Raw genomic sequence first — 7603 nt, forward strand, 5'->3', positions numbered from 1 at the left:
ATGAATCCCCATTCACCAGATGAGTTTGTAGAAATAGATACTGTAGAAAGATTCTATGATTATCTGATAACTATTCTTGAAGAATTGAAATAAAGTTCCATTAAAAGAACTGAAAGCTTAATATCCGTGAAGAAATATTTTTTTACGGATATTTTTTTGTCCAAATTCGAGCTTTACTTTTAAGATTAATAACTTTGTTTGAGATACAATAAGATCACTCGATCTTTATAAACCTTAAAATGTTTATTATGAAAAAAATTATTTATTTATTCTGCATTTCTTTTCTTCTATTGAGTTGTGGAGGAAAAACGAATAAGGCAGATGTAGTGGCGAACACTGAAACATTCAAAGTTCTTCAATTCAATATTTGGCAGGAAGGTACAGTTGTACCCGATGGTTACCAAGCCATTGTTCAACAAATACTCAATTCTAAAGCCGATTTTGTAACATTAAGTGAAGTTCGAAATTACGAAGACACTCGATTTTGTGACAGAATTGTTCAATCCCTAAAAGATAGCGGACAAGTATTTTATTCTTTTTATAGTTACGATTCGGGTATTCTTTCCCGTTATCCCATTATAGATTCAACCACTGTATATCCTTGTGTTGATGATCATGGTAGTGCTTACAGAGCATTGATAGATATGAATGGACAGGAAGTTGCCCTTTATACTACCCACTTAGATTATCTTAATGATACTTATTATGATGTAAAAGGCTATAATGGTTCTACATGGAAAAAGCGTACACCAATGCTTGATGTAGATTCTATATTAGCAGATAACGTTTTGTCGAAAAGAGATGATGGAATGAAAGCAATCTTAGAAAAGGCTAAAGAAGATAGAGCTAAAAACAGGATTGTGATTATAGGTGGAGACTTTAATGAGCCATCTCATCAAGACTGGATAGAAAGTACTAAAGATATGTTCGACAGGCATGGAGTAGTAGTGCCCTGGACAGTTAGTACAATGCTTGCAGATGAAGGGTATATAGATACATATCGTAAAGCTCATCCTGATCCTGCGACTCATCCCGGTATAACTTTCCCTGCCGATAATCCTTTGATGGATATAAACAAGCTAACGTGGACTCCCGATGCTGATGAACGCGAGCGAGTTGATTTTATCTACTATGCTCCATTGGAGGGACTCGATTTAACTGATGCGGTTGTATGGGGACCTGATGGTTCTATTGCTTATAGTAAGAGGGTAAAAGATAATACCCAAGATCCTTTCGAAATAGGTAAAGGTATTTGGCCTACCGATCATAAAGCTGTATTAGCAACATTTACGTTGAATAAAGCAAAGTGATTTTTAAGTTTAGAACTTTATAAGAATATAAAAAAAGGCAGAAGTATTTATTACTCCTGCCTTTTTTATCTATAATGGTTTATAAAATAGATTAGGCTTTTCGGGTTACAGACATAAATATTGTTTTGCTATAAGCGTTACTGGCATTGGTTTGCATCGCCCACCATTTCATTTCGTACCAACGCCATACACCAGCAGTAACTTGTACCTGCACATTGGATGTGATTACTTCGGCATTAGTAGTTGTCCAATAAACAATGTCATTATAATCAACCTGTATAAAACCTCCGGATGCAATCGTTTGATTTAATACAGTTCTATTTTCGTTTACCTCAGTGGCAAATGTTTGTAAGCTAATGAGCTGAGGTTGGTCGGAAACGTTGTATATACGAGGTCTGTAAAAAGTTGGATCGTAATATGCCACTTCCATTTTTAAACCGTCAATAATGGGCAGTTGTGTAGGGAACTGAGTTGATAGAAGGGTATTGAGTGTAAGACCATTCGTAATAAATACTCCAGAAAATGTGATAAGCCCTCCAATTTCGAGTGTTAAACCACCGGTCAAAGCTACAGTACAAGAATTTCCGAGAACATCTATGTTGAAATAGGCAGCAGCAGGCGAGTCCAGAAGTGGTGTGCCTGAAAGTGTGTACCTCAATACGCCATTACCTTGTTCTAATACCCCAGCTTGCAAAGTGGCTGTAAGGCCGGTATTTCCGGTTGAGGCGATAGGTGTTCCTACAGGATAGGAGGCTCCATTACCTCCAATATAGGGTACTTCCATAATTCCCTCGTAAGGAACTCCTGCCTTGAAAGCAGAAGGGGTCATGCTGGCTCCTGTACATTGTATACCTGAGATGCCCGGTGCTTTTATATCTTCAGATTTTAGTCTTACCCACATTGTTCCATCCCATGTTAAATAGCCTTCTGTTTTAAAATTGCCCAAACCAGTATTGTAAATAGTTAAGCCGATGGATGGATTGGATATTGTTGTTATATCTGTGTTCGAATTGAGTGCTATGCGAGGAAAAAGAACACCTTTGTTCTCACTTTTAACTTCAAGCATTGCCGAAGAAGAAATGTCGCGTGTGCCAATTCCTACCTGCGCATATACTAATGTAATGCATACTTGAAGTAATATTAATGTTAAGACTTTCTTGTTCATCTGTAATGTTTTATAATTAAAGTCTGGGATTAAGCTTTTCTTATGATTGACATGAAAATTACCTTTTGTGCACTAATTTCCATTGCCCACCATTTCATTTCATACCAACGCCATACGCCCGGTACAATTTGTACCTGTACATTTACAGTAATTACTTCGGCAGCAGTTGTTGTCCAATAAACTAAATCATCATAATCTATGACAATAGCATCACCGGCTGCAATAGTCTGGTTTAAATTAGTTCTATATTGATTTACCTGCGTTGCAAAGGTCTGTAGACTTATAAGTTGACTGGTTGAGTTGGTATTAACAATTCTTGGTCGGTAATAGGTTTGTGTGTAATAAATCAAATCCATTCTTAAACCATCAATAACGGGTAGTCCGGTTCTTATAGATGATAAAAATGTTCCGTTAGCAACACCTGTGGCTGGTATGTAACCTACATATGTAACATATTCTCCTACTCCCAGAGTAATACCGCTAACAGTTGCCTGACAACTCTGTCCCAGAAAATTGATGTTAAATACAGCGGGTACAGGCGAGTCATATAGGGGTGTACCCGATAGTTTAAATGTTAGTTCTCCGGCTCCATATGCTAGAGTTCCTGCTTGTAATGTTGCGGTAAGCCCCGTGTTATGTCCAATGGAGGGTAGTGGGCTACCGGCAGAGTAACTACCACCATTTCCTCCGGAATATGGGATAACCATAGTTCCTTCGTAAGGTACTCCTGCTTCAAAAAGAGAAGGGCTTATTCGGGCATCAGTACATCGAAGGGCCGAAATAGAGGGCGGATTTGTTGCAGTAAGATTAATTTTCTTCCAACTTGTTCCATCCCAACAAACAAGACCTTCATAATCTAAGCCTCCTGTTCCTGTATTATATACTAAAAGTCCTTCTTCAGGGTTAAGTACTGTCGCTATATCAGTATCGGACAATAGAGCAACCTTAGGAAATAACACTCCTTGGTTTGAGCTATTTATGTCGAGTATTGTTGAAGGGTCTGGACTTTCAGTTCCAATTCCTATTTGGGAATATATCAGGTTTGTCGATATATATAGGCTATAAAAGACAAATAGTAAGATTATTTTTTTCATAATTAAATCTGATTATATCTGTTAGGATTTCCTCATTAGTGACATGAAGATTACTTTAACAGTATCTATTTCCATTGCCCACCATGTCATTTCATACCATCGCCATTCGGAAGGTCCTACCTGTACCTGCAGATCGGTAGTAACAGTTGAGGATACGGTGGCAGTCCAAGCAATAGCAAAATTGGGGGCAGTAGTTCTTGAGGTTATATTGACATAATCCCAATTTGTGCTTGTAACTTCAGATTGTCTATAAATAGTTCTATTTAAATTTGTAACATTTAGTAGACTTACAACTGAAAAGGTTTGAAAACTTACAATTTTCTGTTCAGAACTTACGTTGTAAACTCTTGGATAATAATAAGTCGCTCCATTTGATATTAGATCCATCCTTAATCCATCAACAGTTGGGAGTTGGGAGGGATAATATTGAGATAAAAGAGTTCCAGATACGTTTTGGTCTTTAGTTAAGCTAGCAATAAACGAGGTTTGCTCTCCTACTTCCATCTGTTCTCCTACTAACGAAACAGAACAATTGAAGTTAAGCTCATCAATATTAAAAATAATAGGAGTTGGAGATGAGGCTGAGGGAGTACCTGTAACTCTGAATATTAAATTTCCATTTCCTGTATTCAGTTCTCCTCTTTGCAGTGTTGCAGTAAGTCCAGTGTTACCTGTTGAAGATACAGGTGTACCGCTGTTATATCCGCCTCCATTGCCTCCTGTATATGGAATGGTCATTATACCTTCATAAGGAATCCCTGCTATATATGTAGAAGGTGTAAGCTCTGCTCTATTGCATAGCAGGCCGGTTATAGATGGGTTTACTACTGTTGTGAGAGTCATCTTCTGCCATTCTGATCCTGTCCAGTATACATAACCAGGTGTGTCTAAATCTCCTTGTCCTGTATTATAGACTAAAAGTCCGACTGCCGGATTCGAGATGGTAGTTATATCTGTCTTAGATTGTAAGTTTATCTTAGGAAATAAAACACCCTTATCGGAGCTTTGGATATGGAGAATAGCAGACGGATCGGAATTTGAAGTACCGATTCCAATACCTATTTGAGCGTATGCAAGAGTTATAGCATAAAAGCTGAAGATAAGAAAGACCAGTCTTTTCTTTATCATAATTTAGAATTTTTCATAGAATACATTTAATCAGTATCTTATGTAAGTAAGTACTGCATATTGTATCCTAAATATAGATCGAAATGTATTTATTGTTGCTGTATTCTACATTTACCAGGATATTCAATTATCCTGTAAATGGGTTGTTGCCAAGAAGAAAAATATAAGAGAATCAAATAATATTAAGATGCAAATACCGATTTAGCTGAAAACTGGGAGCTATTGTTGTTCCATATTTTCATGTAAATATCCAACGGTAAACAAATAATATATTACTTGTAACTATCTTTTCCTTTCTGTTTTCAAAAAAAGATGTTGTTGATGGGCAAATATAACCTTTTTAGATGGAAAATGTGAAAAAAGGAACTTTTTTCACATTTAAATATGTCAAATTTCTGAGTAAAACTGTTTCCAGACTATTCTATTACCCTTTGTGTTCTGTTTATGCGACATTTTAAGTTAAAACTTAAAATGTCGCATTGAGGGTAATTGTTTGATATATAAAGGTATATGTGCGAATTGCTTTTATTTTAAAAAATCATCAAAGTAACGTGTAATATGCTCATGAAGATGCACGCGATCGTGTCCTGTCATATTGTGTCCATGTCCTGGATATATAAATAAATCAGGATGCGTACCACTTTTTATAGCTGACTTCATAAATTGAAGATTATGTTGCAATACAACGGTAGGATCTTCATCTCCATGAATAAGTAAAAGTCTGCCTTTTAGGTCTCCTGCACGATCAACCATGCTGGTTTTAGAATAGCCCTCAGGGTTTTCTTTTGGTGAATCCATGTAGCGTTCGCCATACATTATTTCATAATATTTCCAATCGGTAACAGGACCTCCTGCTACGCCCACTTTAAATGTTTCAGGATGACGAAGCATCAAGTTCAAAGTCATAAATCCTCCATAGCTCCATCCGTGGACACCTATTCTGTCAGAGTCAACATAAGGTAACGATTTAAGAAAATCTACACCGGTCATTTGATCTTCAGTTTCTATTATACCCAATTGGCGGTGTGTGATGTTTTCAAAATCAATTCCTCTGTTAGATGTTCCTCTATTGTCTATTGTGAATACTACATAACCCTTCTCAGCCATATAAATGTCCCATCCGCGAGCTTGTCCCATCCATGAGTTGTCTACAAGTTGTGAATGAGGACCTCCATATACATATACTACTGTAGGATATTTTTGAGCAGGATTATAATTCAGAGGCTTAATTAAGCGATAATAAAGATTAGTTTTTCCATCATTTGCCTTTATAGATCCTATCTCTATTTCAGGCATATTTATTTTACCGTATGGGTCTTTGGCTTCGAAAAAAGTATAGCTTTTATTAGTTTTAGTTTCTGTAATAGAAGCTTTTCCTGGATTATGTTGTGATGTGTAACGATCTATGATATACTTTCCGGATGTACTTAATTGTGCTGAATGAGCTCCTTCTTCTTTCGATAATTGAGTTCTTTTTCCGCTTTTCAGATTGAGTTGATATATATGTTTTTCTATTGGAGATGCTTCTGTTGATATATAATAGAGATTATTTCCCGCTTCATCAAAACCAAGAACTTCTATAATATCCCAATTGCCACTGGTCAGTTGTTTTTTTAGCTTTCCATTTAGATCATATTGATACAAGTGATTGTGTCCGTCTTTTTTACTCTGCCAGATAAAAGATTGAGGGTCATTCTTTAGGAATAATACAGAATTTTCGGGTTCCACATATTTCGAATGTGTTTCAGTAAATAGTGTCGCATCCAGCTTTCCAGATGCTACTTCATAGCGGTTGAGTTTGCAAGTATCTTGTCCTCTATTTAGTTCGGCAAGATAGATGTATTTTTCATCGGGACTCCATGCAATATTCGTCAGATATTTTTCTTTAGGAGTTCCTGTCTTTAAAAATATAGTTTGTTGTGTTTCAGGATTAAAAATACCAACTGTCACATGATGGCTTTTCATTCCTGCCATTGGATATTTAATGTCTTTTAATTCGGCTACTCGTGCCGAAATATCTACCAAAGGATAGTCTGTAACCATGGTTTCGTCCATTCTGTAAAAGGCTAGCTGCTTGCCGGAAGGAGACCAGAAAGTACCTTTCTTTATTCCAAATTCATTTCGATGCACAGATTGCCCGTTTACAATACCTTTGTCAGTGTCAGAAGTAGCGGTGACTTCTTGTCCTGATTCTCGTATTACATATAGGTTATTATCTTTGGTGTAAGCAAAAGTTTTGCTTGCTTCTGAAAAATCCTGATTTGCCGCGTCTTTTGGTAAAGTATAACTGGCTATCATCTTATTCGACTCAAAATTATATAGATAAGTATCAACCCCATTATTAAGCATTACTATCTTTTGATCTGCATATGGAAAGCTAACCGAAAGTAATGACTTTATTGGCTTTTTATCATTAGCTTCTAGACCCGAATTAATCGTTTTTTTGTCAATAACCAAATTGTCTGATTGTTTTTCAGACTTAGCAACAGACATAATAGAGTCTCCTTTTATATATGTAGCGTTATCTCCCCACCATTGTAGTTTTTGAGGAAATGAGATTCTATATTTAGCGTATGAATTACCTCCGGGAATAAGATCCTCTAAACTGAGCTGAACTGATGTGTCTTGTGCCATTGAAATAAACGATGATAAAGTACAAATAGATAGGAAACAGATTTTCAGGATCTTCATAACTAGACGATTTAAATAAAAAACAAAGATACTTATTCCGATTAGAATGTGTGTTATGAAAAAAAGAACTTTTTTTATGAACAAAAGAGTTTTTCGGTTGTTAAAAATAACAAAAATATGCAATAATGGATTAAACGTTATTGCTATCTTTGTGTCAAATTTACTACAAATAGTATTTTTTAATATAAATAGGTATAATATTTGTACATATAAAA

The 7603-nt window shown here is 36.0% G+C and carries 5 protein-coding genes; 1 reads left to right on the top strand and 4 read right to left on the bottom strand.

The window, feature by feature from the left end; all coding sequences use genetic code 11:
• The first annotated feature begins 248 nt into the window (after nucleotides 1–248).
• Nucleotides 249–1310: an endonuclease/exonuclease/phosphatase family protein gene (locus HGC4_RS02605; protein ID WP_050708566.1), complete on the top strand. Its 1062-nt coding sequence runs from the start codon at nucleotides 249–251 to the stop codon at nucleotides 1308–1310.
• Between the two features lie 91 nt (nucleotides 1311–1401).
• On the opposite strand, the gene HGC4_RS02610 is transcribed toward HGC4_RS02605, so the two are convergent.
• The 4 genes from HGC4_RS02610 to HGC4_RS02625 form a co-directional block, all read right to left on the bottom strand.
• Complete coding sequence (locus HGC4_RS02610; protein ID WP_050708562.1) at nucleotides 1402–2475, bottom strand: hypothetical protein; 1074 nt, start codon at nucleotides 2473–2475, stop codon at nucleotides 1402–1404.
• 29 nt (nucleotides 2476–2504) lie between these two features.
• Nucleotides 2505–3569, bottom strand: coding sequence for a hypothetical protein (locus tag HGC4_RS02615; protein ID WP_050708563.1), 1065 nt, complete (start codon nucleotides 3567–3569; stop codon nucleotides 2505–2507).
• A gap of 21 nt (nucleotides 3570–3590) precedes the next feature.
• Nucleotides 3591–4697 (bottom strand): hypothetical protein, encoded by a 1107-nt coding sequence (locus tag HGC4_RS02620; RefSeq protein ID WP_050708564.1) that lies wholly within the window; start codon nucleotides 4695–4697, stop codon nucleotides 3591–3593.
• A 525-nt stretch (nucleotides 4698–5222) separates the two neighbouring features.
• On the bottom strand, nucleotides 5223–7388 hold the full coding sequence (locus tag HGC4_RS02625) for a S9 family peptidase (RefSeq protein ID WP_050708565.1): 2166 nt from the start codon (nucleotides 7386–7388) through the stop codon (nucleotides 5223–5225).
• Between the last annotated feature and the right edge of the window lie 215 nt (nucleotides 7389–7603).

The sequence above is a fragment of the Dysgonomonas sp. HGC4 genome, assembly GCF_001261715.1.
Classification (GTDB): domain Bacteria; phylum Bacteroidota; class Bacteroidia; order Bacteroidales; family Dysgonomonadaceae; genus Dysgonomonas_A.

What these genes read in the sequence shown, in the direction of transcription:
- HGC4_RS02615 (WP_050708563.1), bottom strand. Translation starts at nt 3,569, where the DNA reads ATGAAAAAAATAATCTTACTATTTGTCTTTTATAGCCTATATATATCG.
- HGC4_RS02610 (WP_050708562.1), bottom strand. Translation starts at nt 2,475, where the DNA reads ATGAACAAGAAAGTCTTAACATTAATATTACTTCAAGTATGCATTACA.
- HGC4_RS02625 (WP_050708565.1), bottom strand. Translation starts at nt 7,388, where the DNA reads ATGAAGATCCTGAAAATCTGTTTCCTATCTATTTGTACTTTATCATCG.
- HGC4_RS02605 (WP_050708566.1), top strand. Translation starts at nt 249, where the DNA reads ATGAAAAAAATTATTTATTTATTCTGCATTTCTTTTCTTCTATTGAGT.
- HGC4_RS02620 (WP_050708564.1), bottom strand. Translation starts at nt 4,697, where the DNA reads ATGATAAAGAAAAGACTGGTCTTTCTTATCTTCAGCTTTTATGCTATA.